Below are 24241 nucleotides of genomic sequence, written 5' to 3'. Positions count from 1 at the left end.
GGATTTCGACGAGGGTCAGTATGTGATGTCGTCGATCCGGTGTCGATGTCTCGGGCTCACCGCGGGGTGCGGCAGCGCGCCGTTCACAGGCCCCGTGAACACGCGCTAGTCGCGTGTGATGTCCGAGTTCTGGATCAGGGCGCGGAATCCGGTCAGCAATGCGTTGAGGCCGACTTCGAACTCGTCGTCGCTGCTGACCTCCGCGAGGGTGTCGGCGTGCTGGACGAGCAGGGGGAAGGCCGCGGCGTCCCGGGAGCGGAACAGCAGGCGTCGGTGACGGCTCTCTCCGGGATCCGACATGTCCAGGCCGAGGTTGAGATGCACCGAGCCGAGGACGAAGGTGGCCAGCGACGATGCGGCGGCGGACGCGAGCCGGGGGCTGAGGCCGGCCCCGATGAACAGGTCGAGGGAGTATTGCATTCCGGCCAGCGAGTTGGGGCCGAGCCGCTCGGTCCCGCGGAGGAGCGAGGCCACGCCGGGGTGCCGGAGCAGGTGCTCGCGGAACAGGCGTGCGGACCACGCCGCCTTCTCGGCCCAGTCCGCGCCGTCGGGCGGAACCGCGCTCGCCACGGCGATGGCCCGGTCGATCAGCAGGGTCACCAGTTCCTCACGGTTGCGCACATGGCGGTAGAGGGACGCCTGCGTGCAGCCGAGCGCATCGGCGATGTTGCGCATCGTCAGCGCGGCCGCGCCACGCGTGTCGAGCAGGGTCATGGCCGCGTCGAGGACGGCGTCGAGGGTCAGTGATCTGCGCCGCCGCTGTCGCGCGGGTTCGCTCTCCCGGGCAAGCCACCAGGCCGCCGTGCCCGGCCTCGGTTCCGCCTGCTGGTTCTTCCGCGGGTCCTCCGGCGGCAGTTCGCCTGCCGTGGCTTTCGTCATCGGTTCATGCACCGGACAAGGATAGGCGTTAGGCGAACTCCGATCACTTAACATAAGCTAACGGCGTTCGCATAGCAGCGGAAGGTCGACGAAGGGGTCACCATGCGCGCAGTACGCAACACCGATCAGGGCATCCTCGTGGCCGAGGCCGACGAACCGGAGGTGCCCGGGGTACGCCTCACCGTCGCCTCGGCGGGCATCTGCGGGACCGACGTGAACTTCGCGGCCGGTGGCGTTCAGGGCTACACCTATGGTCACGAGTTCGCCGGCACTGCCGCCGACGGCCGGTGCTACGCCGTCGAGCCCACGGTCTACTGCGGAGAGTGCGACCAATGCCGCGCCGGCCATGTCCAGCGGTGTGCCGCCCCGGAGCACGGAACGCTCGGGATATTCCGGGACGGCGGCATGTGCGACGCGGTGACGGTCCCCGAGAACATGCTCGTCCCGCTTCCGGACGGCCTGGACGTACGCGACGCCTGCCTCGTGGAGCCGGCGTCAGTGGCCTGGCACGGTGTCCGCAGCGCGGCGCTCACACCGGGGGAGCGGGTGGCAGTCGTCGGCGGCGGCAGCATCGGGCTGCTGGCCGCGGCCGCGGCCCGGCAGCGCGGCTTGGACGTCGATATCGAGGTGCGCCACAAGCACCAGAGGATCGCGGCGGAACGCCTCGAAGTCGGCTCGGCCGAAGGCGTCTACGACGTCGTGATCGACGCCGCGGGCAGCGAGACCGGTCTCGCCCGGTGCGCCGAACTGGCCCGCCCCGGCGGTCGCGTCGTGCTGCTGGGCGTATACCAGCACACCATTCCCATCCCGGGCATCGTCAGCCTGGTCAAGGAACTCACCTACGTCCACTCCATCGCCTACAGCCGGCACGACGGCATCCGCGACGCCGAACAGGCGGCGGCGCTGCTCGCCGGCAATCCCACGATCGCGCAGGCCGTGATCACCCACCGCTTCCCCCTCGACGAGGCCGCGGAGGCGTTCCGCGTGGCCGGTGACCGGGCCTCCGGAGCCATCAAGGTCGTCCTTCACCCCTGACGGCGGCCCGCTCGGCAGCGGGCCGGACACCAGCACGGCCGGAGCGTGGCTCATCCGCCCGCCCCGGCCCGTCACCCCCGCGCCGTCGGCAGGGCCCGCCCGGGGGCATGTCATTCGCCCGCGGCGTCCTCGGCCTCCCAGCGCAGCAGGTCGCCCGGCTGGCACTTGAGCACCTCGCAGAGCGCGGCGAGCGTCGTGAAACGCACCGCCTTGGCGCGGCCGTTCTTGAGTACCGCCAGGTTGGCGGGCGTGATCCCCCCGCGGAACCCGGCGTGACCTGTGCGGTCACAGCACCTGGCCGAGTGGATTCCAGTCGAACCAGCCTCGGGAGGTGTCGTAGAGGTTCGTGGGTTCGTCGCAAGTCTGGGATGTCGAGATCTGGAGGGCGACGGCATCCGCGCGCGCCGCATGGTCGTCCGCCAGAACCACCAAGATCAGAACCGAAGACAGCATGAGCACGGGAAGAACTCGTCCGCGGCGTGCGCGTGAGACGGCCAGTGCTGCCACGGACACCACGAGGCCGGCGAGCAGGAGCCACCGGTTCACGCTTGCTTCCCGGTCGAGTCGTGTGGACAGCTCTACAAGGTCATCGCAGAGTATGTACGTCTCCGGTCCACCGAACAGCGACAGACAGCGTTCGAGGACGGCGGCCAGCACGATGAACACCCCAAGGGCCGGCAGCAGACTCGGATCTCTCTCCGACTCTGCCCCCGACCCCGTCCTGACCTGCCGCGCAACCCCCATTGCCCCGTACCCTTCGACTGCCCGGCGGAACATCCAGCCGAGCGCAGAGATTACCGCCACATGTGCGTCGGCCGACCTCGCTCCCGCCCGCGCCCAGCACATCCACAAACCCGGTCGACGGCCACTTGGTTAGGATGACATGTAGGGACTGATCCCGATGCTCTGGCCAGGGGGATGGCCAGGCTGGTGAGTTCGGGCCGCGGGCTGATGGCTCCGGCGGAGTCGTGCAGGTCAGGGGCGGATGTCCGGGGGGCGGCTTGAGGGTGGGGCGGCGTTGCTACCGCGGGTCGACCGGGCGCGGTGGGCGGGTGACCGGCCGGTCGGCGGCTGCGGTGCTGCCCCCGTCGCTGCGCGTGTGGCTCGGGCCGATCGCGGCCCTCGCCGCGCTGGTGGTCGTCGTGCTGGGGGTCCGGTATGCCGGGGACAGCGGGCCCGGCATGGTGGACGCGCGGATCTGGGCGGCGGTGGACACTACGGGGTCGCCGTGGCGGCATGTCGCCCTGGCCATGGACTTCTTGGGGGAGCCAGTGGGGGCGGCGACGCTGGTCGTGGCCGCCGTGACGGGCTGTCTGCTGCTTCGGCGTCCTCGCGCCGCGGTGCTCGTCGTCGTCGGCGTCGGCCTGACCGTGGGGACGGCGACGCTGCTCAAGCACGTGGTGGGACGCACCATCCACGGCGCCGACAACCTGTCCTATCCGAGCGGGCACACCGCCTTCCTCACCGCGCTCGCCCTCGCGGTGGCGCTGCTCGCGACCGGCCGGCTCGGCCCCGGCAGGACGGTCGGCACGTCACTCGTGCTTGGCGCGGGGCTGGTTGCCGGCGTTGCCATGGGCTGGGCGCAGGTCGCCCTGGGCGCGCACTACCCGACCGACGCCCTCGGCGGCTGGTGCACCGCGCTTGCGGTGGTACCGGCGACCGCGTGGCTGGTCGACCGGATGGCCGACCGGCTGGTCGATGGGATGGCCGACGCCGGTCGGCGGGAGCGTCGCTGACGTCACATCACGTGACGTCACGCCAAGCGGCGGAATACGGGCTTCACCGGTCGTCCGGCCAGCCAGGGGGTGGGGTCGGCGGCGTCCAGTGCCTTCCGGTACACCGCACATGCCTGGGCCACCACCTCGACGGTGTGATCGATGTCGGCGTCGCCGAGCGCGCTGCTCACCACGAATGACGGGGCCAGCACCCCGCCCGCGAGGAGCCGGCGCAGGAACAGGGTGCGGTACCGCTGCGACGGCTGCCGGTTCTCGTCGAGGGTGGCGAAGACCAGGTTGCTGGCTCGGCCCCGGACGACGAGGTGGTCGCCGACGCCCATGGCGGCCGCGGCCTGCCGGACGCCCGCCGCCAACCGCTCGCCGAGGGCGTGCAGTCGGGCGGTGATGGCTTCCTCGGCATAGGTGGTCTGCACGGCCATCGCGGCTGCCAGGGAGTGCGTCTCCGCGCCGTGCGTGGTGGACAGCAGGAACACCCGCTCGCCGGAGTGCCGCAGTCCGCCCCGCTCCATCAGGTCGCGGCGCCCGGCCAGTGCGGAGACGGCGAATCCGTTGCCCAGCGCCTTGCCGAACGTGGAGAGGTCGGGGACGACGCCGTACAGGCCCTGGGCGCCCGCCTCGGACCAGCGGAAGCCGGTGATCATCTCATCGAAGATCAGTACGCAGCCGTGCCGGTCGGCCAGCGCGCGCAGTCCGGCGAGGTACCCCGGAGTGGGGTCTCCCCTGCTCGAACGAAGTTGAGAGCTTGGGGAAGGCTCGGTGTGGGTGGCGGGTTCGAGGATCAGGCAGGCGACCTCGCCGGCGTACCGGGTGAGCAGCTCCTCCGTGGCGGCCAGGTCCCCGTACGGGAACGCCACGGTGAGGTCGGTGGTCGCCGCCGGAACACCGGCGGACATCGGTGTGGTGCCGATGAACCAGTCGTCGACGGAGAAGAACGGATGGCCGGCGCAGATGGCCACCCGCGGGCGCCCGGTGGCGGCGCGGGCGAGGCGCACCGCGGCGGTGGTGGCGTCGGAGCCGTTCTTCGCGAACTTCACCATCTCGGCGGTCGGCACCGTGGCCAGGAAGCGCTCCGCGGCCTCGACCTCCACGATGGACGGCCGGACGAAGTTGCTGCCGCGGTCGAGTTCCCGCCGCACCGCCTCGTTCACACGCGGGTGGGCGTGGCCGAGGCTGACCGACCGCAGGCCGGAGCCGTACTCGATATAGCGGTTGCCGTCGATGTCCCACACATGGGCACCGCGGCCGTGGCTGATGACCGGGGCCAGGTTCTCGGGGTACTGGTCGTCGCCCTTGGCGTAGGTGTGCGCGCCCCCGGGGATCATGGTGTGCAGCCGCTCGTTCGCCGTTCGCGACCGAGGCAGGTCAAGCTCTTCGGTGGCCGCGCTGTCTTCGGTGTCCACGGGGACCTCAACTCTCGCTGTGCTTGCGGACCTCGGCGAGGCTCGGCGCCTCCCGGTCCCGCTGGGACATCGATGTGACCGGCAGCGGCCAGGGAATGGCGAGCTGCGGGTCGTCGAAGGCGATCGTCACGTCCTCGGCCGGATCGTGCGGGCGGTCGATCCGGTAGGAGGTGTCGGCGGTTTCGGTCAGCGCCTGGAAACCGTGCGCGCACCCCGCCGGGATGTACAGGGTCGTCTGCGTCTCGCCGGACAGCTCGAAGAAGGCCCGGCCCAGGTAGGTCGGCGAGTCCGTCCGCAGGTCCACGACGACGTCGAAGATCCTCCCGTACGAGCACCGCACCAGCTTGGCCTCACCGGCGCCGGAGCGCAGGTGCAGGCCGCGCAGTACGCCCCGGACCGAGCGGGACAGGCTGTCCTGGACGAAGGCGTCCGGGTCGAGGCCCACCGAGCGGACCACGTCGGCGTCGAAGGTGCGGCAGAAGAAGCCACGTTCGTCGGCGTACGGCGTCGGCTCGAACAGGTACGCACCCGTGATCGCCGGAACTTCGATCGCTTTCATGGAGCCTCCTGGCGGGCGTGGGTGTGGGCATCGGCGTGGGCATGGGCGTGGTCGGGCGCCGGGAACAGGGCCGCGGTCAAGGCGGTGAAGTGCTGCTCGAGTTGCCGGGCGGCGGCCAGGTTCCGCTCGGTGAGGGTCTGCCGCAGCTCGGCCGACCGCTTCTCCAACGTCCGGAACTGCTCGAGCAGCCGGTCGGCGTCGACCTCGCGCGCCGGGTGGCAGTACGCCCCGAGGCCCATCCGCGCCATGAGCGCGTCGCTCTTCGCCGCGTAGCTGAGGGCGAGCACCGGTGTGCCGGTCTTCAGCGCGCAGATCAGGTTGTGATATCGGATCGCCACCACGGCATCGGCAGCCGCCATCTCGCTCATCAGGTCGGCCAGTGAGGCCGGTTCGGCAGCGGTGACCAGCGGTGAGCCGACCGCGTCGAGGATCGCGGCGACCACCGACGCATCGCACTCGTCGCCGGTGAGCAGCCGGACCGGCCTGCCCTCCTCGACCAGCGCACGGACGAACCGGATCGTCCCGTCGAGGTAGCGCCGGTATATCTCATCGGCCCGGGCACGGTCGTCGTTGCCGCCGTGGAAGTCCATGACACCGACGCAGACCGGGCCCGGCGGGCCCGACGTGGTCGACGGGTCCGAGGCCGCGCTCGCCCGTGGCGTCGGCAGGGCGAACGCCAGGTCCGGGTGGACCTCGTCGCGCGCGGTGTCCACGCCCATCGCCCGCATCGCGTCGCGGGACTGGGTGTCCCGGTAGGACCGGTACGCGGCCAGCCGCGCCGACCAACGCACCAGGGCCCGGGTGGGCCGGTTGCCGATCTCGGCGGCGCCGACGCCGACCAGCGCGACCCGGGTGTGCAGCAGCCGCCCACTGGCGCAGAGCAGGAACAGCGAGTACGGGAAGCCCCACGGCCGCAGCGGCAGCGTGGCCTCCAGGACGCCCATGCCCGGCACGATCACCACGTCGTGCCGGCGCACCCAGGCGGCGGTGCGGAAGACGTCGACGAGTTTGCCCAGGCCCTTCCCCGCGATCGCGCCCGCGCGGGACGCGGTCCGGTACTCGCCGCGGTACCAGTGCAGCCGTGTCGCGGGGATCCGGAACCGGGCCGTCACGGCCTCGGGTCCGCCGCACAGCGCGTCCACGACCGCCTCCGGGTGCTCGGCGCGGAGGTACCCGAGGACGGCCTCCAGCGAACCGTCGTTGCCGAGGTTGCCGGAGCCGAGCAGGCCGAACACCCCGACGCGCACCGGATTTTTGTCCGCGGACGTCATGCCTGCCTCCCCTCGCGGCCGGCGACGAGGGCGTCGACGGAGACCGTGAGCAGGGCCGGGTCGACCGGGGCGCGGTCCTCGACCCGCTCGCCGGCGCCCGGCCGGACCCGGCTGGTCATCCATGCGGCCAGGTGGCGGTAGCACGCGCGGCGGTCGGCCGGGGGCAACGGCGCCCGCCGGATCGCCGAGGCGAAGCCCCAGAGGTACTCGGCGAGCAGCCGGGGCGTCGGGTGCAGCGGGCCCGCCCGGCGCGGGTCCAGGTTGACGCACCGGGAGCGCTTGGACGGGTTCGCCCGCTCGGCGCGGGTGGGGTGGTCGCGGCGGAAGTACAGCAGCTCCGGCACCTGGTGGAAGGGCCCGTGCAGGGTGATCTCGGCGACGAAAGTGCGGTCCGCGTGGTGGTAGCTGTCCATCGGCTTCACCCGGCGCAGCACATCGGCCCGGATCACCCCGTAGAAGTCGTCGCCACCCGGCTCGAACAGCAGACTGCGGAAGCGCTCCGGCGGGTGCGGCGAGCCGGTGGCGAGCGTGTACTCGTAGGGGACCTTGACCTGGCCGTCGCCGTCGATGACCGCCTGGTCGGCGTGGGCGAGGATGACCTCCGGCCGTTCGTCCAGCGCCTCCACGCAGCGCCGCAGCAGGTCGCGGCCGTACAGGTCGTCGTGCGAGGCCCACTTGAACAGCTCGCCGCGGCATTCGGCGAACACATGGTTGTGGTTCGGCGTGGCGCCGATGTTCCGGGGCAGCCGGAGGTAGCGGATGCGTGAGTCCCGCGCGGCGTACTCGCGGCAGATGCCCTGGGTCCCGTCGGTTGAGGCGTTGTCGGAGATGACCAGCTCGAAGTCCTCGTAGGTCTGGCCGAGCAGGGCGTCGAGCGACTCGGCGAGGTACTCCTCGCCGTTGTACACGGGCAGGCCGATGCTCAGCCTGGGTCGGTCGGTCATGCGGTCCTCACTTCGGGGATGGGGGAGTGGTGGTGCTCGCGCAGGGCGGACCGCAGTTGCAGCCACCACACGGCCGAGCCGCTGACGGTCGCGGCGGCGACGCCCCAGGCCGAGCCGGCCGTGCCGGCCACGGCCGCCCCGCCGAGCCCGCCGCCGACATAGCAGGCGGAGGCGAACAACTGGCAGCGCAGGCTGCGCCGGGCCGCGCCGAGCGCGCGCAGCCCGGCCGCCGCGCCGGTGCCGAGGCCCGCTCCCGCGACGCTGAGGGTGATCTGCACGATGAGCTGCGAGGAGGAGTGCCAGACGCCGCCGAGTGCCAGCTCGCCGAGCCGGCCGGGCATCAGCAGCAGCGCCGAGCCCCAGAGCAGCGCTCCGGCGGCCTGCCCCCCGCCGAGGAGGAAGCAGAACCTGCCCAGTTGATGCGGGGCCTGCCGCAGCACCCGTGCCGCCTCCGGGACGGTGACCAGCGAAAGCCCCATCAGCACCGCCAGGAACGGGCCGAGCAGGAGCTCGGCGCCCCGCACCGCTCCCACCGCGCCGACCCCGACGATCACGCCGAGCCCGTACGCCCGCACCTGGCTGGCGCCGCTGAGGCTGACGTTCTCGACCAGGTACCGGTAGCCGAGATCGCGCTGCTCGCGAAGCCAGCCACGGGCGTCGGTCAGCCGGGGCCGGATGCCGGACTGGAGGCAGCCGTACGCCGCCGCCACCGTGGCGGACGCGCCCCAGGCGAGCAGAAACGCGGCCACGCTGCCCACCCGGGCCGCCACCACCATGGCCGGGACGAGCGCGACGCCCCACACCACGTCGTTGACGAACGCCTTCCGCCCGGTGCCGGCGGCGAAGAACGCGAACCGCCAGGCGTCCTGGAGCAGCAGCCCGGGCAACATGACACCGAGGGCGGCGAACGCGGGCCCCACCCGGCCGCCGAGGCCGAGCCCGGCCATCAGACACACCGCGCCGATGGCCGCACCGACGCCCAGTGCGGTACCCGTCGACCGGGCCACCGCCCCGCGCCACGACGCGTCCGGCACACCGCTGAAGCGCACCACGAGCGGGTCGGTGGCAAGGCCGCGGGAGACGTTGAGCACCACGCCGTAGGTCACCCAGGCCAGGCTGAACACGCCGAACGCGGTCACCCCCAGCGAGCGGGCCACGTAGATGCCCACCACGAAGTTGCTCACGCTGGAGGCCGCCTGGTCGGCCAGTCCCCAGGACAGCCGGCCGACGAGGGCCCGCTTGGCGGACCGGGCCGGTGGCGCCGTCTTCCGCGGATTCTCCCCCTCGGTGGTCATCGGCCTCATGCCTTGATCAGCCCGGCGCCGTGCAGCGCGTCGGCCGCGTCGGCGACGGTGGCGAACGGGAGCCCGGACCGCTCGGCGACGTCCAGCAGGCTGTGCTCGCCGTCGGAGAGGTTGAGCACCCAGAGCATGGCCATCTGGGCCTGCTTGGTGTCGCTGCGGCCGCCGAGCGCGTCGTACAGCCCGCGCCGGCCCAGTTGCGGTTCGCCGTAGGGGCTGAGGTTGAGGTACCGCCGGTTGCGGTCGAGGACGGCGAACGCCTCGCGGCAGACCGTGAGGGTGTCCGCCATCGCCTCCGGGGAGACGAAGTCCAGGTTGTCCGCCGAAGTGTGGTACTCGGGGTACCCGGCGTACGGAGTCCGGGTGAGTGAGCCCACGCCGAGATTGAACCCGGGTGAGCAGTACTGCCGCTCGTCGTAGCCGTACGGAGTGAACTCCTCGACGTGGTGCGGGCGTTCGGAGGCGGTCAGCACATGCCGCAGCACCCGGTCGATCTCCGCGTCGCCGCGCCTGCTCTGCTTGTACGTCAGCCCGCCCGGGTCGCCGGCGCAGGCAAGCACCAGCCCGTGCTTGACGTGCTCGATCCGCTCCGCGTTGCGGGCCAGCCAGGTGATCGCCCCGATGGTGCCGGGCGCGTAGATGAACCGGTAGGTGTAGTACGGCGTTTCCCGCGCCAGCGCCCGGGCCAGGAACGTGGCCACCGCGATGCCGGCCAGGTTGTCGTTGGCCAGCGACGGGTGGCAGACATGGCAGGAGACGATCACCTCATCCGGGACCTGCCCGGGGACCACATGCTCGGCGTAGGTGAGGTGGCCGTCTTCGAGGGTGGAGTCGATGCGTACCTCGTACTCGCCGTCCGGCAGCGCGTCCAGGGTTTCCTGGGCCAGACAGAATCCCCATTCCGGCTGGTAGTAGCTGGTGCGGTAGGGAACCCAGCTCGGGTGGTCCGGCAGGGTGTGCAGGTGCGCGCGCAGCTCGGCCAGCGGCATGGTCGTCGACACCGGCACGCTGTAGCCGAGCACATGCAGGCTGGACGCGGCGAAGTCGACGACCCGGTGGCCGGTGGAGTCGGCGATGTAGGCGTCCCGGATGTTCCACTCCCGCGGCACCGTCCAGTCGAGCACCTGAGTCCCGGTCGGCACCTCGCGCACCTGGAGCGGGATGTACTCCCCGACGATGTCCAGGGTGGCGCGCACACCGTCGCCGGTGATGCTGCGGCAGAGCGGGTACATCCGCTCCACCAGCGCGTGCATCTCCTCGCCGGTCGAGGTCATCGGCGCCACCGCAGGGTGTTGTCGACGGCGCCGGTGTCGGACGCCGCGCGCAGCACGGCGAGCCGGGTGAAGCGCTGCTCGAAGTCCTCCCGGGTCAGCCCGAACTTCCGGTAGGCGTCGGCGAGTTCGAGCGCGCCCCGCTTCACCGTCCACTCGCAGTCGAAGCCGGGTACCGCGGTACGGAACCGGGCGAAGTTCACCCGGTAGGACCGCGGATCGGCACCGGTCTCCCCGGTGATCACCACCTTCGCGCCGGACACCGCCTCGGCGACCTGCGCGGCGATCTCGGCGACCGTGACGTTGTTGGTCTCGCTGCCGATGTTGAACGCCCGGTCGTGCACCGCTTCCCGCGGCGCGGTCAGCGCGGCCGCGAAGGCCCGTGCGATGTCGGCGGCGTGCACCAGCGGGCGCCACGGGGTGCCGTCGGAGAGCACAAGGACCTCGCCGGACAGGAGCGCGTGGCCCACCAGGTTGTTCAGCACGATGTCGGCGCGCAGCCGGGGCGAGTAGCCGAAGGCGGTGGCGTTGCGCATGAACACCGGGCTGAAGTCGCCGTCGGCCAGCGCGTGCAGATCGTCCTCCACCCGCACCTTGGACTCCGCGTACGGCGTCACCGGGCGCAGCGGGGCGTCCTCGGCCACCAGCTCGTCACCGCCGGCGGCGCCGTAGACCGAGCAGGTCGACGCGTACAGGAAGCGCCGCACTCCGGCGTCCCGGGCCAGCCTGGCCAGCCGTACGGACGCGTGGTGGTTGATGTCGTAGGTGAGTTCCGGCGCCAGCGAGCCGAGCGGGTCGTTGGACAGCGCGGCCAGGTGGATCACGGCATCGACCCCGGCCACGTGTTCGGCCGTGATGTCGCGCAGGTCCACCCGGTGCCCTGCCGGGTCCGCGGGCGGCTCGCCCAGCACACAGTCGGCGAACAGGCCGGCGTCGAGGCCGACGACCTCGTGCCCGGCGGAGCTAAGGACCGGGGCCATCACGGTGCCCAGATAGCCCTGGTGTCCGGTCAGTAGTACGCGCATGGTTCAGCCCCCCAGGTTGAGCGTGAGTTTGGTGACGGCGAACGCCTCGGCGTAGCGCGCGTGGCATTCGATGCCGCGGATCCGGGCAAGGCCGAGGAATGCCTCCCGGTCGTACCAGGGCCGGTGCCGCTGCGAGGGGTAGTGCTCCTGAAGCAGCCGCACCTTCTGCTCGGCGGTCCCCGGCGACAGCGGCTGGTAGGCCGCCGGACGGCCGAGATCGCCGTCCCACTTGACGATCTCGTAGCCGAGCACCAGGTGGTCGCGGAACGCGGTGGTCATCAGTTGCGCCAGGCCGCGGTGGTCCTGGTGCGCGTCATCGGTACGCGGGGCGAGGACCAGCTCCGGCTCGGTCCGCGCGCGCAGCTCCTCGACCGCGGCCTTGGCCTCTTCCCAGTGCGCGGGCATCCGCCCGTCCGGCAGCTTGAGCACGGTCAGCCGCAGATCGGCGCCCGGGCAGAAGGCGGCGAGTGCGGCCCGCTCCTCCTGCTCCCGGTCGGTGCCGCCGCCGGAGAGCACCAGCGCGTCGATACGGATGCCCGGTCGCGCGCCGCACAGCGTCAGCAGTGTGCCGCCGGCGCCGATGGCGATGTCGTCGCAGTGCGCGCCCACCGCGACGATCCGGTCCAGGGGCCCGGCCCCGAGCCGGATCATGCGCCGACCCCCGCGCCGTCCCGCTCCCATACGGCCCACGGCCGGTCGCCCCGGGCGTAGGCGGCGTCGAGCCCGGCCCGCTCCTTCACGGTGTCGGTCGGCTTCCAGAAGCCGCGGTGCTGGTGCGCCACCAGCCGTCCGCGCTTGGCCAGTTGGGCGCATCCGTCGGCGACCAGATCCCCGTTCTCCGGTATGTGGTCGAAGATCTCCTGGCGGAGCACGAAGTAGCCGCCGTTCTCCCACAGTGGCAGTTCACTCACCGCGGTGATGCCACCCACCAGGCCGTCCTCGCCCAGGTCCACGCAGTGGAACGAGGACTGCGGCGGCACCACCATCATCGATGCCCCGGCGTCGCGCCGGGCGAAGTTCTCGATCATCTCCGGCAGCGGGGCGTCGGTGAGCACATCGGCGTAGTTGGCGAGGAACATCTCGTCCCCGTCCAGGTGGTGCCGCACCCGGCGCAGCCGCTCCCCGATCGGGGACTCGATACCGGTCTGTGCGAAGGTGATCGTCCAGTCGGCTATGTCGGTGGACAGCAGCTCGGTCCGCCCGCCCCGCAGCACGAAGTCGTTGGACGTCGTCTCCTCGTAGTTGAGGAAGAAGTCCTTGATGTGGTGGGCCCCGTAGCCGAGACACAGGATGAACTCCGTGTGCCCGAAGTGCGCGTAGTAGCGCATGACATGCCAGATCAGCGGACGCGGCCCGACCATCGCCATCGGCTTGGGCACATCGTCCGCGGCACCGCTGCGCATCCGCATCCCGTAACCGCCGCAGAACAGGACGACCTTCATGGCTTGACCTCGACAATGCTCAGTTCCGGGATGGGGAAGACCAGCCGGCCGCCCCAGGCGTGGATGAAGGACAGTTGCTCGATCAGCTCGTCCCGCAGATTCCACGGGAGGACGAGGACGTAGTCGGGCTTGTCGGCGGCTATCCGCTCGGGCGGCAGGATCGGGATACGGGTGCCCGGGGTGAACCTGCCGTGCTTGTAGGGGTTGCGGTCGACCGTGTACGCGAGCAGGTCGGGCCGGATACCGCAGTGGTTGAGCAGGGTGTTGCCCTTGCCCGGGGCGCCGTAGCCGACCACCGTCTCGCCGCGCTCGGCCGCCTCGATGAGGAACCGCAGCAGGTCCCGGCGCACCTTGGCCACCCGGGCGGAGAACTCGGTGTACCCGGACAGCTCCTGGAGCCCGGCTGCCTCCTCCCGGGCCAGCACGTCGGCCACCTGCCGCGTCGGCTCACCGGCCGCCTCGACGGGCCGGGCCCACAGCCGGATGGAGCCGCCGTGTGTGGGCAGCAACTCGACGTCCACGAGGGCGAGTCCGCCGCTCGCAAGGGCCCGGATCGCGGACGCGACCGTGTAGTACTGGAAGTGCTCGTGGTAGATCGTGTCGTACTGGTTGTCCTCGATCAGGGTCAGCAGATGCTGCACCTCGATGGAGACCCAGCCGTCGTCGGCGACCAGGGCGCGCAGCCCCCGGGTGAACCCGACCACGTCGGGGATGTGCGCGTACACGTTGTTGGCCACGACCAGGTCCGCCGGGCCGTGGTCGGCGCGGACGCCCGAGCCGGTGGCCGGGTCCAGGAACTCGGTGAGCGTGGGCACCCCCGCCTCCCGCGCCGCGGCGCCGACGTTCACCGACGGCTCGATGCCGAGGCACCGGATCCCGCGGTCCACCACGTGCCTGAGCAGGTATCCGTCGTTGCTCGCCACCTCGACCACGAAGGCGTCGGGGCCGAGCGGAAGCCGCCGTACGGCGTCGGCGACGAACGTGCGCGCGTGCTCCACCCAGGAGGTCGAGTAGGACGAGAAGTACGCGTACTCCTTGAACGTCTCCTCCGGCGTGATCAGCGGCGGGAGCTGCGCCAGCCAGCAGTCGGCGCAGACCCGCAGGTGCAGCGGGTACGCCGGCTCCGGTTGATCCAGTTGGTCCGCGGCCAGAAAGCTCTCACATGGTGGCGTCGCCCCGAGGTCGACGACGCTCGCCATGGCTTCCGAGCCGCAGAGTCGGCATCGTGTCATCTACTGTCCCCATCCCCCCTGCTCGCGCGGGTGTCCCCGCCGCGAGCCAGTGCTGACCGACCCGCGATCGCGGTGCGGTACCCCTCCACCAGGCGCTCCAGCCCGACGGCCGGGCTGAAACCCTGTTCGTAACGGCGCCGGGCCGCCTGCCCCATCTCCCGGCCCAGGGCCCGCTCGGTCGCGATCCGGCGTATGCCGGAGGCGAGCGAGGCGGACTCGCCCGGCCGGTGCAGCAGCCCGGTCACCCCGTCCTCGACGAGTTCGACGAAGGCGCCGTGACCGGCGGCGACGGCCGGGACCCCGGCCGCCATCGCCTCCACGACCACCAGGCCGAACGCCTCCAGCCACGTCGAGGGAGCCACCACGGCGACCGACCGCGCGATGGCCTTTCGGCACTCCGCCGGGTCCAGCAGGCCGACGTAGCGCACATCGTCCCGGCCCGCCGCCCAGGCGGTCACCTCCCGCTCCAGCGGCCCCGTGCCGGCGATCACGAGCGGGACGCCCACACCGCCGCCCGCCGTGATCTCGTCCCACGCGGCCATGAGCAGCCGTACGCCCTTGGCCTCCGCGAGCCGGCCGAGATAGAGCAGATGCTCTCCGCCGCCTGTCCGGCAACTGCCCGGCTCCGGAACGAAGTTGTGCTTCACCGCCAGCCGCTCGGCCGGCATGCCGGACCGCACCAGGACCTCGCGCTGCGCCGCGGAGATGCAGAAGAACCGCTCCACACCGGACCACCACCGCCGCCGGTTGACGGACAGGCTGACCGCGAGCGGCACCGTCGCGAGGCGGGAGCCGCGGTAGCAGCCGTGCCGGACGGCGGGCAGCGGCGCCGATCCGACGCACTCGGTGCACGGCCGGCCGTCCCGCTGGAGTGTGCCGGGCGGGCAGACCTGGGTGTAGTTGTGCAGCGTGGCGACGGCGGGCACGCCGACGTCGGCGCAGGCGGCGAGCACCGCGGGGGACAGGAGCGGGAAGACGTTGTGGATATGCACCACATCCGGCCGCTCGGCGCGCAGCCGGGCGGTGAGCTCCGCGCGGACCGCCGGGTTCCATGGCACCAGCAGCGGCACCTTGGCCTTGCCGAGGAGGGACCGGGCGGCGATGTCGTCGCTGCGCCGCTCGAACACCTCGACCCGGTGGCCGGCCGCGCGCAGCAGCGCCACCTCCTGGTCGACGACCTTGTTCTCCCCGCTCGGCTGCGCCGAGGCGTATCGGTTGTGCGCCACCAGGACGTGAAGGCCGTGCATGCTCAAGGAACCTCCGATCTACGGGCCCAGCGAGGGATGTGCCGTCGAGGGGCTTCGGGCGCCGCGAGCGGAGTCGCCGCGGCGGGTGCCGCCAACAGCGAGGCGGCCAGGGCCAGATGGAGCAGATACGGCGAGGCGTCGCCCAGCCCGGCCTCGGTGTACGACGCGATGGCGCAGTAGCTGATCAGGAAGATCGCGCAGGCCCGCTCCAGCGACGGTGGCCGCAGCAACGCGACGCCGCCCAGCACGATGATGATCGCCGAGACGAGGGTGACGCCGATCAGACCCTGCTCGTGGTAGACGGCCAGCCAACTGTTGTCGATCGGCAGCCCGCCGAACGACTTGTCGCCCAGGCCCATGCCGAACAGCTTCTCCGAGGTCGACCGGGGCGCGGCCAGGAGGGCGTCCCAGACCTTGGCCCGGCCGGTGAGGTTGGAGAAGTTCTCCTTGCTCTGTCCGCGAAGGAACCACGCCTGGAGCGCGGAGGCGAACGCCACCGCGGCCACCGCGGCGCACAGCACCGCCCAGGCGAAGAACCGGCGGGCGGCGGCGCTGGTCAGGACGAGCGAGCCGATCGCCAGCGCCAGCCCGATGAACAGGCCGAGCGTGGCGGTGCGGGTATGGGTCAACGCGAGCAGGACGAGTGAGGGCACGATGACCACCGCGGCGCTCGCCTTGTCGGTCCGGCGGCCCAGTAGGAGCAGTGCGGTGAGCCCGATGATCACCGCGGCGTACTGTCCGATCTGCGGCGGGGTGAGCGGCCACAACGCGCCGACCAGCCGCCCGCCGTACAGCTCGGGCAGGGCCGCGCCCGGTGAGACGACCAGTCCGGCGGCCACCGATCCGAGCACCGCGAAGTACATCCGGATGTGGTGCCGGACGAAGGCCGGGCCGCCGTCCCACCAGCGGCTGAGCAGCCACAGCGTGCCGACGAAGAGGGCCAGCCGGGTGCAGCGGAACAGCGCACCGAACCCGGACTCCAGATCCGCGCTGGAGATCACGCTCGGCACCAGCAGCAGGGTGAGCAGGAGCAGGCAGGCGCTGGCCCGGATGCGCAGCCGGAGATTGACCGCGAGCGCCAGCGCGAACGCGGCGACCAGCGCACCCATGGTCACCATCTGGATGAGGGAGCGGGGCAGCGGGACGATGGTCTTCGCCCCGGCGGAGCCGAGCGTGTTGAGGATCAGCAGCCCCCAGACCGTCCCGACGGTCTTCGGGGTGTGCGACGCGTGGTCGGTGCTCATCTCAGCCACCGTCCCGTGCCCGGAAGGTGCTGCCCGCGTCCTGCTGGTACGGCGTGCCCTGCCACTGCCAGGTGTCGAGTGTCCGGCTCGGGTCGTGGGCCACGAATTTCCATGGCCCGAGGTAGACGTTGTCGTGCCAGCGGTTGTGCTGCTTGCGGGTGATCGCCTCGGCCACCCGCTCACCCTGGTACGGCGACCAGTCCGGATAGGTGCCGTAGTTGGCCAGCACCGCCATGCGGTCGCACTTCCCCGCGCAGTCGACGGCGGACTTGTCCAGCACGAAGCGGTTCTGGTGGATGTCCACCCGCTGGGTCTTCCACCGGCAGTCGGCGTAGAGCGGTGCGGTGGCGATCGCCGGCCGTGCGCAGCGGTGGGTGTTCTTCACCAGTAACGTGCAGTCACCGGAGGAGGTGTTGGCCGGGCTGTTGCAGAACCGGTCGGCGTTTTCCCACAGGGTGATCCCCGACCAGTTGTCCGCCAGCACGTTCCGGTAGATATCGATCTTGTCCGTGCGGGCCCGGATCCGTGGTTCGCCGCCGGACTCGGACAGGTAGATGGCCGGATACGGAAAGGTGTCGCCGCGGTCGGCGTAGCCGCGGCCCTCGACCCAGTTGTTCCGCCGGATGGTGTTCTTCCGGATGACCGCGTTGTAGCTGGTCTCATAGATCAGCGCGGCGCCGTCGTTGGCCTCGAGCAGGTTGTTCTCGATGCGGAAGTCGTTGTTGTTGGTGTCCGCCCACAACCCTGTGCCGCGGTTGTCGTGCACCCAGTTGCCCCGTACGTCGGCGCCGTTGACGGCCCAGAACTTGATGCCCCCGGTGCAGCCGCAGCCCTCCCGCCGCCGCTCCCAGTCGCCGGTGTTGTTGCCCACGATCTCGTTGCCCTCGACCACCAGACCGCTGATACGGCCCTTGGCCTTGTACGCGTTCATGCCGTACTGACCGTTGTCGCGCAGACAACTGGCGCGGACCTGCTGGCGGGCACCGGCCATCAGCCCGGCCCCCGAGTTGTTCCGGATCGTCGTGTGCTCGATCACCCATCCGTCGGCCGAGTCATGGTTGACCACGCCCTCGTCGTGCGGCGCGACGAAACCCCGCACGGTCAGATAGCGGATGGTGACGTCGCGGGCGGTACCGCCGAACGCGTACTGGTTCTTCTTCCGGCCGTCGAGCACCGCGCCCGGCGCACCGAGGTAGCGGTCCCCCTCCTTGGGGATGACCTGGGCGTACCGGTCCGGCTCGAGCCTGTGCTTGCCGGGCCGAAGCCAGAACGTGGTGTTCCGGGGGCTGCTTTTCGTTTTCGCGGCCAGGTCACCTGCCACCGCGGGGTCGACCGTCACCGCGCCCGCCGGCGCCTTCGCCGGCCCGGCCGCGGGCTTGGCGCACACCCGGGCCACGGACGTGGCCGGCCCAGCGGTCGGCTTGGCCCGGGCACCCGGCGTGCTCTCACAGCCCGTCGCCGTCAGCAGGGCCAGCGCCAGCGGTGCCGCCAGCGCCCAGTGCCGCCTCCTGATCCCCACGCGCCCCCCTAGCCGCGGAACCTGAGCACGGTGGTGAACTCCCCCGACAGCGCGGTGCCGTCGGCGAAGCCGGTGCCGACCAGCGTGGTGGCGGGTTCCTTGCGCCCGAATCCGGCGGAGTACCAGCCCAGCGGCGGGTCACTCTCGCCGCGATGCGCCCGCCAGGACAGTTGCCCGGGCAGGTCGAGCACCGCGGAACGCCCCTCGCCGTCCCGGATCCAGGTGAGCACCGCCCGGTTCCCCACCAGATCCGCGGCGATCGCCGGGCCGAGGTGGAACGCCAGCCGTACGTCCCGGCGCGGGCCGCGCACCTCGTCGACCACCCTCAACTCCCGTTTCGCGGAGGTCAGTTCCACCCGGCGGCGGTGCATGGACCGCTGGTAGCCGTCGTGCTCGGCACACCAGCGGGCCGTCCCTGCGTCCGAGGTGTCCGAGGTGTCCGCGGTCAGGACGCGGCTGCGGGCATGCCGGGTCCACAGGAACGGGCCGCCGGAGACGGACTGGTCACCGCCGTCCACTTGCAGGGTGTTGTGGCCGAGGGTGGACCGGAAGTACTGCCGCCACTTTGGCTGCCCGTGGTAGCAGAACGTCCCCGGGTCGGCGAGCACATCGACCCCGTCGTGCCGGACCTCCACGGACAGCGCGTCCGCGTGGGCATGCGCGGCGATGGACAGGAAGCCGTGCGGACCGCCGTCGCAGCGGCACCAGATCTCTCCCGGACCGCGCAGGATGGTGAGCCCCGCGTCGGCGAAGTGGCCTGGTCGGCTCGGCGGGCGGAGCACGACCGGTGCGGCCGCGATGTCCGGGTACGGCCGGATGAGCGCGGCCAGCAGCGGGGTACGCACATCGGTACCGGTCACCTCCGGCCACCAGGCGAGCCGGCCGAACACGGCGTCCCCGGTGGCCAACAGCGAGGCCCAGCGGTCGGTGCCCGCGCCGTCCACGACCAGACCGTGCCCGTCGTCCGCGTCCCCCTGGCGCGGCGGACGCAGGTGGCTGTCCACGACGGCCGCGAGCGCGTCGGTCATCCGCAGCAGCACCAGCCGGATGGACGCGGGGACCGGCACGCGGGCGGCATCCGCCTCGGCCACCGCGGCCAGGCCCAGCTCCAGTACCAGCCCGTGATACTCGGTGGCCAGCTCGCGGTTGAGGCCGGAGTCGAAGGTGTTGCCGCGCAGGTGCCGCTCCAGCGACCGCAGCGCACCGGCCCGCCAGCGCGCCGAGGAGGGGAACCAGCCGAACGCGCAGGCCGCGGCGAACTGCCCGGCGGCCTCGGCGATGACGTGGTTGTTGGCCGAGGATCCCCGGCTGGGGAAGGCGGCCAGCCAGCGCTGGTGGTGCCAGATCTGGTTCAGCGCCACCGGGTTGCCCTCGAACAGCCCGGCCACGCCCGGCCAGCCGTCGAGCAGCCGGCGGATCCACACCCAGGACAGCAACCGGATCCCCAGCTCGATGCCGCTGATCCAGTGCACACCGCGCAGCGGTGGGTTGGCCGCCCACCACGACCGCAGGTGCGCGGCCACCCGCTCGGCGTACCGCTCGTCCCCGGTGATCGCGTAGGCGGCGGCGAGCACGGTGAGGTACTGGTGCCGGGACAGCTCCCAGATCTGCTTGATGTCCCCGACCGCGTCCTCGTTCCGGTACGGCAGGTTGAAGGCGTAGCCCCACGGAGCCCGGCGCCCGGTCTTCGGGTCGTACCACCAGTCCGGGTCGGCCAGGTCGTCGCGGACCACCCCGAAGTACTCGGCGTGCCCGTACATCAGCCGGTCCGCCTCGGCGATCAGACGCTTCGCGGCGTCCGGTGGCACCGCGGCGATCGTCCCGGCGGGCAGTACCGCGGTGAACCGGGCGCCGGTCACGCTTGGGCAGTCCGGCCGCGCCGACCGCCACCGCCGTCTGCGCACCGCGTCGGCCACCCGGCCCGCGACCTCCCGCGGTCCCATCCGGGACAGCCGCCGCAGATACCAGCTCGCGGTCATGGTCATCGCGCCCTCGCCAACGTCACCGGCGCACCGCCGGCCAGACCGGTCCGCACGGCGAGGGTGGCCGCCGTGGTGGCGACCAGCGACTCCAGCGGCACCGGCATCGGCCCGCCGGTCCGCACGGCCTTGATGAACGCGGCCAGCTCGGCGGACTGGCCCTTGTCCCGGGCCTTGGGCAGCCGCGAACTGATCCACCGCTTGCGGCCGCCGTCGTAGACAGCGGCACGGACGAAGTCGTCGAGCCGCAGCGCCTTGCCATCGGCGACCAGGTCCAGCGTCTCCTTGGGAAAACCGGCCGGGCCGGTGGTGACGTAGCTGATGGTGGCGGTGGACCCGTCCGGGTAGCGCAGCACGATCTGGAGGTCCTCGTTGCCGGACGTGGCGACCGCGTACACCGAGACCGGGTCGGAATCGAGCAGCCAGCTCGCCGTGTCGATGAAGTGTCCGCCCTCCCCGGCGAACCGCGAGCCCTCGGTGCCCTGCTGGAGGTACCAACTGCCGTGCGCGAGGCGGCCCGCGTTGACCAGGTAGCGGAGGTTCGCCGGACCGGTCCGGGTGCCGAGCCGCCTCTTGGCCTCCTGGAGCAGCGGCGCGAACCGGCGATTGAAGCCCACCTGGAGCCGGTCGTTGCCGGACTCCTCCACCGCCGCGAGCACCCCGGCCAGCTCGTCCTCGGTGAGGGCCAGGGGCTTCTCCACGAACACGGGCTTGCCGGCCAGCAGTGCCCTTCGGGTCAGTTCGGCGTGTGAGCTGTGCCGGGTGACCACGAACACCGCGTCGATGGACGGGTCGCCGAGCACGGCGTCGAGATCGGTGGTGGCCTCGGCGAAGCCGAACTTCCGCTGCGCGTTGGCCGCGGACAGCGCCGTCGTGGTGACGACGGTCGACAGCACGACTCCGTCGCGCGGTGCCAGATGCGGCAGCAGCATCGACGTCGCGTAGTTTCCCGCGCCGACGAACGCGAGGCGCACCGGCGTCGGGATGGCCCGGGCCGGGGCGGACGCGCCAGCGCCGCGTTGCTTCACCGCGGGCACGGCCACCGCCGGAGCCGCGGCCTCCGCTGTTTCCCGCGCGGGTTCGGGATACCGGAACAGCACGGCCACGGCCTTCAGGTCGCCGTCCTTGAGGCGCTGGTACGTCTCGACGGCGTCGTCGAAGTCGGCGACGTGGGAGACCAGCGGCTCCACGTCGACGCTGCCGCGGGCGAGGAGATCGAGGAAGCACGCCAGGTTGCGGCGCTCGGTCCAGCGCACATAGCCGATCGGGTAGTCCCGCCCCTCCAGCTCGTACTCCGGGTCGTAGCGACCGGGGCCGTAACTGCGGGAGAACCGGACGTCGAGCTCCTTCTCGTAGTACGCGTTCCACGGCAGGTCCAGGCGGCACTTGCCGATGTCGACGACCCGGCCGCGGTCCCGGCAGAGCCGGGCGGCCAGCTCGACGGGCTGGTTGCTGCCGCCGCCGGCGGCCAGATACACCTGGTCCACGCCGTGACCGCCGGTGAGCTCGGCGACGGCGGTCTCCACGGTCGCGGACGCCGGATCGCCGCAGGCCGCAGCACCCAGCCGCGCGGCGAGCCCGCAGCGCCCCGGGTCGGGGTCGGCCCCGACGACGCGGACTCCCGAGGCGGTGAGGAGCTGCACCACCAACTGCCCGATCAGCCCGAGGCCGATGACCAGGGCCACCTCGCCGAGCCGGGACTCGCCCCGGCGCACGCCCTGCATCGCGATCGACCCGACGGTGCCGAAGGCCGCGTGCCGCGGCGCGAGGCCGTCCGGCACCCGGGCGTAGAGGTTCTTCGGCACCCAGTTCAGCTCGGCGTGCAGCGCGTGCTCATTGCCGGCGCAGGCCACCAGGTCGCCGACCTTCACATCGTCGACCCCGGCGCCGACCTGCTCGACCACCCCGCACAGCGAGTAGCCCAGCGGCGTATAGGAGTCCAGCTTGCCCATCACCTTGCGGTAGGTGGCGGGCACCCCGTTGGTGGCCACGCTCTGCATGACCTTGGCCACCTGGTCGGGCCGGGAGCGGGCCTTGCCCAGCATCGACATGCCGGCCTCGGACACCTTCATCAGCTCGGTCCCGGTGGAGATCAGCGAGTAGGCGCTGCGGACCAGCACACCGCCCGGCTTGCACCCCGGCACCGGCACATCGAGCACCGCCAGCTCGCCGCTCTTGTAGTTCTGCACAACCTGTTTCACCCGAACTCCTCCGAATTCCTAAGCCGTTAACCGAGTGCTCTGGCCGGACCCGGAGGTCGCGTCGCGATACCAGTACTCGAGGGTCAGCACATGCCACAGATGCTTGGAGAAGTCCCGCTGTCCGGCGGCGTCCTCGGCGACCATCCGCGCCAGCGCGTCGCGGCGCAGGAACCCGGACCGGACGAGCACCCCGTCGTTGACCACCTCGCGCACCAGCGGTGCCAGATCCCGGCTCATCCAGGCCCGCAGCGGGGCGCTGAACAGGCCCTTGGGCCGGTACACGATCTCCCGCGGCAGGATCGAGGTGGCCGCCTCCTTGAGGACGGCCTTGCCCTGCCGTCCGACGATCTTGCGATCGCCGGGCACCGCGAACGCCGCCTTGACCACCTCGACGTCCACATACGGCACCCGCACCTCGGTCGAGGCGGCCATGCTCGAGCGGTCCGTGTACGCGAGGTTCAGGCCCGGCAGGAACATCCGGGCGTCGCCCAGACACATGCGGTTGACGAAGTCGTCGAGGTCATTGTCCTGATAGACGTCCGCATGTTCGGTCAGCACGTCCTCGACCGTCCCGGCCAGGTCCGGGTCGACCAGGGCGAGCAGCTCGTCCTGGTCGTACATGGTGTAGCTGCGCCGGAACGCGGTCTCCTCCGGCAGATCGGCGAAGGAGAGGAACCGCTTCGCGAAGCGCACCGACCGGTACCCCCGGCGGGACGTGGCGACCGGCAGCCGGTCCACGGCCGCGGACACCCCGCGCCGCAGCGGCCTCGGGACGCGCTGGTAGCGCAGCGCGAGGACGTTGGCCAGGTGCTTGCGGTACCCGGCGAACAGCTCGTCGGCACCCATCCCCGAGAGCATCACCTTGACCCCGGCCTCCCGGGCGGCCGAGCAGATCAGAAAGGTGTTGATCGCGGCCGGATCGCCGATCGGCTCGTCCAGGTGGTACGTCATCTCCGGCAGCAGGTCGAGCACGTTCGGAGCGATCTCGATCTCATGCAGGTCGACGCCGAACCGCTCGGCCACCCGCCGGGCATGGCGCAGGTCGTCCGGCATCGCCTCGAACCTGGCGTCCTCGGCGCGGAACCCGATCGTGTAAGCGGAGATCCCGGGCTGGTCGCGGGCGGCCAGCGCGGTCAGATAGCTGGAGTCGAGACCGCCGGAGAGGAAGGTCGCCACGGGTACGTCGGAGAGCAGATGGCGCCGCGTCGACTCCTCGACGATGGCGGCGACATCCGGCCGCTCGCCGGCCCGGGCCCGCTCCCGCCCCTCGGCGGCGACGTCCCTCAGGTCCCAGAACCGGCCGCGCTCCACCCGGCCGTCGGCCCGCAGGCGCAGCCAGTTCCCCGGCGGCAGCTTCTCCGCCTCGCGGAACGCGCACCGTGAGTCCGGCACCCAGTAGTACAGCAGCGAGGCCACCAGCGCCGCATGGTCCACCTCCAGCGACCCGCCGGTGGCGGCGGCGAGTGCCTTGAGCTCGGAGGCGAACACCAGGCCCGCACCGCGCCGGAGCAGGAACAGCGGCTTGATGCCGAGCTGGTCGCGGGCGAGCACCAGGTCGCCGGTGCGCTCGTCGAAGATCCCGAACGCGAACATGCCGCGCAGCCGGGGCAGACAGTCCGTGCCCCAGCGCCGCCAGGCTTCGAGCAGCACCTCGGTGTCCGAGGTACCGCGGAAGCGCACCCCGGCGGCCGTCAGTTCGGCACGCAGCTCGGGCGCGTTGTACAGCTCGCCGTTGTACGTCAGGGCGAGGCCGTCCGAGACCATCGGCTGGGCGCCGGTCCCGGACAGGTCGACGATGGCCAGCCGGCGGTGGCCCAGGTGCACTTCGCCGTCACCGGCGGGGTGGCTGTACCGGCCGGACCCGTCCGGACCGCGGTGGGCGAGGGTGTCGGTGAGCCGGTCGGTCACGACCTTCCCGTCCGGCCATCGGTAGGTGCCTGCGATGCCACACATGTC

Annotated in this window: 20 protein-coding genes and 1 pseudogene; 2 read left to right on the top strand and 19 right to left on the bottom strand. The window is 71.8% G+C overall.

All coding sequences use genetic code 11. From position 1 onward, the window contains the following. Positions 1–105: 105 nt before the first annotated feature. On the bottom strand, positions 106–891 hold the full coding sequence (locus ACK1X7_RS09885; RefSeq protein WP_385143165.1) for a TetR/AcrR family transcriptional regulator: 786 nt from the start codon (positions 889–891) through the stop codon (positions 106–108). A 90-nt stretch (positions 892–981) separates the two neighbouring features. Between ACK1X7_RS09885 and ACK1X7_RS09880 the strand changes: the two genes are divergently transcribed. Then, a complete protein-coding gene (locus tag ACK1X7_RS09880) occupies positions 982–1914 on the top strand; it encodes a zinc-dependent alcohol dehydrogenase (RefSeq protein ID WP_385143169.1) in 933 nt (310 codons plus the stop codon). 110 nt (positions 1915–2024) lie between these two features. Here the strand turns inward: ACK1X7_RS09880 and ACK1X7_RS09875 are convergent. Together ACK1X7_RS09875 and ACK1X7_RS09870 are read right to left on the bottom strand one after the other, a co-directional pair. Then, positions 2025–2177, bottom strand: a pseudogene (locus ACK1X7_RS09875) (helix-turn-helix domain-containing protein); the annotation flags it as partial. Between the two features lie 22 nt (positions 2178–2199). Next, entirely contained in the window at positions 2200–2580 is a 381-nt protein-coding gene (locus ACK1X7_RS09870) for a hypothetical protein (protein ID WP_385143180.1), read from the bottom strand. Between the two features lie 386 nt (positions 2581–2966). Here ACK1X7_RS09870 and ACK1X7_RS09865 point away from each other — a divergent pair, with 386 nt between their 5' ends. After that, entirely contained in the window at positions 2967–3650 is a 684-nt protein-coding gene (locus ACK1X7_RS09865) for a phosphatase PAP2 family protein (protein WP_413114969.1), read from the top strand. Between the two features lie 17 nt (positions 3651–3667). Here ACK1X7_RS09865 and ACK1X7_RS09860 read toward each other — a convergent pair whose 3' ends face one another. The 16 genes from ACK1X7_RS09860 to asnB are packed head-to-tail and all read right to left on the bottom strand — an operon-like array spanning position 3668 to position 24238. Continuing rightward, on the bottom strand, positions 3668–5050 hold the full coding sequence (locus tag ACK1X7_RS09860) for a glutamate-1-semialdehyde 2,1-aminomutase (RefSeq protein ID WP_390792485.1): 1383 nt from the start codon (positions 5048–5050) through the stop codon (positions 3668–3670). 7 nt (positions 5051–5057) lie between these two features. Continuing rightward, positions 5058–5609, bottom strand: coding sequence for a dTDP-4-dehydrorhamnose 3,5-epimerase (gene rfbC / locus ACK1X7_RS09855; protein WP_385158721.1), 552 nt, complete (start codon positions 5607–5609; stop codon positions 5058–5060). Then, complete coding sequence (locus ACK1X7_RS09850; protein ID WP_413114968.1) at positions 5606–6880, bottom strand: polysaccharide pyruvyl transferase family protein; 1275 nt, start codon at positions 6878–6880, stop codon at positions 5606–5608. Before ACK1X7_RS09850 ends, rfbC begins: the two co-directional genes overlap by 4 nt. Beyond that, the gene (locus ACK1X7_RS09845; protein WP_385140357.1) at positions 6877–7824 is read right to left on the bottom strand and encodes a glycosyltransferase family 2 protein; all 948 of its coding nucleotides are present in this window, start codon (positions 7822–7824) and stop codon (positions 6877–6879) included. Before ACK1X7_RS09845 ends, ACK1X7_RS09850 begins: the two co-directional genes overlap by 4 nt. Beyond that, a complete protein-coding gene (locus ACK1X7_RS09840) occupies positions 7821–9119 on the bottom strand; it encodes a hypothetical protein (protein WP_413114967.1) in 1299 nt (432 codons plus the stop codon). The genes ACK1X7_RS09845 and ACK1X7_RS09840 overlap by 4 nt, the downstream gene beginning before the upstream one ends. 5 nt (positions 9120–9124) lie before the next feature. Then, positions 9125–10408, bottom strand: a complete 1284-nt coding sequence (locus ACK1X7_RS09835) for a DUF4910 domain-containing protein (RefSeq protein ID WP_413114966.1) — start codon at positions 10406–10408, stop codon at positions 9125–9127. Beyond that, positions 10396–11421 (bottom strand): NAD-dependent epimerase/dehydratase family protein, encoded by a 1026-nt coding sequence (locus ACK1X7_RS09830; RefSeq protein WP_413114965.1) that lies wholly within the window; start codon positions 11419–11421, stop codon positions 10396–10398. The genes ACK1X7_RS09835 and ACK1X7_RS09830 overlap by 13 nt, the downstream gene beginning before the upstream one ends. Before the next feature lie 3 nt (positions 11422–11424). Beyond that, positions 11425–12072 (bottom strand): PIG-L deacetylase family protein, encoded by a 648-nt coding sequence (locus ACK1X7_RS09825; RefSeq protein WP_385140343.1) that lies wholly within the window; start codon positions 12070–12072, stop codon positions 11425–11427. After that, positions 12069–12863, bottom strand: coding sequence for a glucose-1-phosphate cytidylyltransferase (locus ACK1X7_RS09820; RefSeq protein WP_385140340.1), 795 nt, complete (start codon positions 12861–12863; stop codon positions 12069–12071). Before ACK1X7_RS09820 ends, ACK1X7_RS09825 begins: the two co-directional genes overlap by 4 nt. Then, complete coding sequence (locus tag ACK1X7_RS09815) at positions 12860–14095, bottom strand: class I SAM-dependent methyltransferase (RefSeq protein ID WP_390792488.1); 1236 nt, start codon at positions 14093–14095, stop codon at positions 12860–12862. Before ACK1X7_RS09815 ends, ACK1X7_RS09820 begins: the two co-directional genes overlap by 4 nt. Beyond that, positions 14092–15342, bottom strand: a complete 1251-nt coding sequence (locus tag ACK1X7_RS09810; protein WP_413114964.1) for a glycosyltransferase — start codon at positions 15340–15342, stop codon at positions 14092–14094. The genes ACK1X7_RS09815 and ACK1X7_RS09810 overlap by 4 nt, the downstream gene beginning before the upstream one ends. Before the next feature lie 2 nt (positions 15343–15344). After that, the gene (locus tag ACK1X7_RS09805) at positions 15345–16586 is read right to left on the bottom strand and encodes an O-antigen ligase domain-containing protein (protein WP_385140330.1); all 1242 of its coding nucleotides are present in this window, start codon (positions 16584–16586) and stop codon (positions 15345–15347) included. Position 16587: 1 nt separating this feature from the next. Next, positions 16588–18105: a right-handed parallel beta-helix repeat-containing protein gene (locus ACK1X7_RS09800; protein WP_385140327.1), complete on the bottom strand. Its 1518-nt coding sequence runs from the start codon at positions 18103–18105 to the stop codon at positions 16588–16590. Between the two features lie 8 nt (positions 18106–18113). After that, a complete protein-coding gene (locus ACK1X7_RS09795) occupies positions 18114–20090 on the bottom strand; it encodes a heparinase II/III family protein (RefSeq protein WP_413114963.1) in 1977 nt (658 codons plus the stop codon). After that, positions 20087–22285: a bi-domain-containing oxidoreductase gene (locus ACK1X7_RS09790; protein WP_398160641.1), complete on the bottom strand. Its 2199-nt coding sequence runs from the start codon at positions 22283–22285 to the stop codon at positions 20087–20089. Before ACK1X7_RS09790 ends, ACK1X7_RS09795 begins: the two co-directional genes overlap by 4 nt. Positions 22286–22303: 18 nt before the next feature. Further along, positions 22304–24238: an asparagine synthase (glutamine-hydrolyzing) gene (gene asnB / locus ACK1X7_RS09785; protein WP_413114962.1), complete on the bottom strand. Its 1935-nt coding sequence runs from the start codon at positions 24236–24238 to the stop codon at positions 22304–22306. Between the last annotated feature and the right edge of the window lie 3 nt (positions 24239–24241).

The organism is Streptomyces sp. CY-1, from assembly GCF_047218265.1.
Classification (GTDB): Bacteria; Actinomycetota; Actinomycetes; order Streptomycetales; family Streptomycetaceae; genus Streptomyces; species Streptomyces niphimycinicus.
Note: the sequence above shows the minus strand (reverse complement) of the source record. Positions and strands in the feature narration are given on the sequence as shown.

What these genes read in the sequence shown, in the direction of transcription:
- ACK1X7_RS09825 (WP_385140343.1), bottom strand. Translation starts at nt 12,072, where the DNA reads ATGATCCGGCTCGGGGCCGGGCCCCTGGACCGGATCGTCGCGGTGGGC.
- ACK1X7_RS09840 (WP_413114967.1), bottom strand. Translation starts at nt 9,119, where the DNA reads ATGACCACCGAGGGGGAGAATCCGCGGAAGACGGCGCCACCGGCCCGG.
- ACK1X7_RS09845 (WP_385140357.1), bottom strand. Translation starts at nt 7,824, where the DNA reads ATGACCGACCGACCCAGGCTGAGCATCGGCCTGCCCGTGTACAACGGC.
- ACK1X7_RS09830 (WP_413114965.1), bottom strand. Translation starts at nt 11,421, where the DNA reads ATGCGCGTACTACTGACCGGACACCAGGGCTATCTGGGCACCGTGATG.
- ACK1X7_RS09805 (WP_385140330.1), bottom strand. Translation starts at nt 16,586, where the DNA reads ATGAGCACCGACCACGCGTCGCACACCCCGAAGACCGTCGGGACGGTC.
- ACK1X7_RS09880 (WP_385143169.1), top strand. Translation starts at nt 982, where the DNA reads ATGCGCGCAGTACGCAACACCGATCAGGGCATCCTCGTGGCCGAGGCC.
- ACK1X7_RS09810 (WP_413114964.1), bottom strand. Translation starts at nt 15,342, where the DNA reads ATGCACGGCCTTCACGTCCTGGTGGCGCACAACCGATACGCCTCGGCG.
- ACK1X7_RS09815 (WP_390792488.1), bottom strand. Translation starts at nt 14,095, where the DNA reads ATGACACGATGCCGACTCTGCGGCTCGGAAGCCATGGCGAGCGTCGTC.
- ACK1X7_RS09820 (WP_385140340.1), bottom strand. Translation starts at nt 12,863, where the DNA reads ATGAAGGTCGTCCTGTTCTGCGGCGGTTACGGGATGCGGATGCGCAGC.
- ACK1X7_RS09795 (WP_413114963.1), bottom strand. Translation starts at nt 20,090, where the DNA reads ATGACCATGACCGCGAGCTGGTATCTGCGGCGGCTGTCCCGGATGGGA.
- ACK1X7_RS09850 (WP_413114968.1), bottom strand. Translation starts at nt 6,880, where the DNA reads ATGACGTCCGCGGACAAAAATCCGGTGCGCGTCGGGGTGTTCGGCCTG.
- rfbC (WP_385158721.1), bottom strand. Translation starts at nt 5,609, where the DNA reads ATGAAAGCGATCGAAGTTCCGGCGATCACGGGTGCGTACCTGTTCGAG.
- asnB (WP_413114962.1), bottom strand. Translation starts at nt 24,238, where the DNA reads ATGTGTGGCATCGCAGGCACCTACCGATGGCCGGACGGGAAGGTCGTG.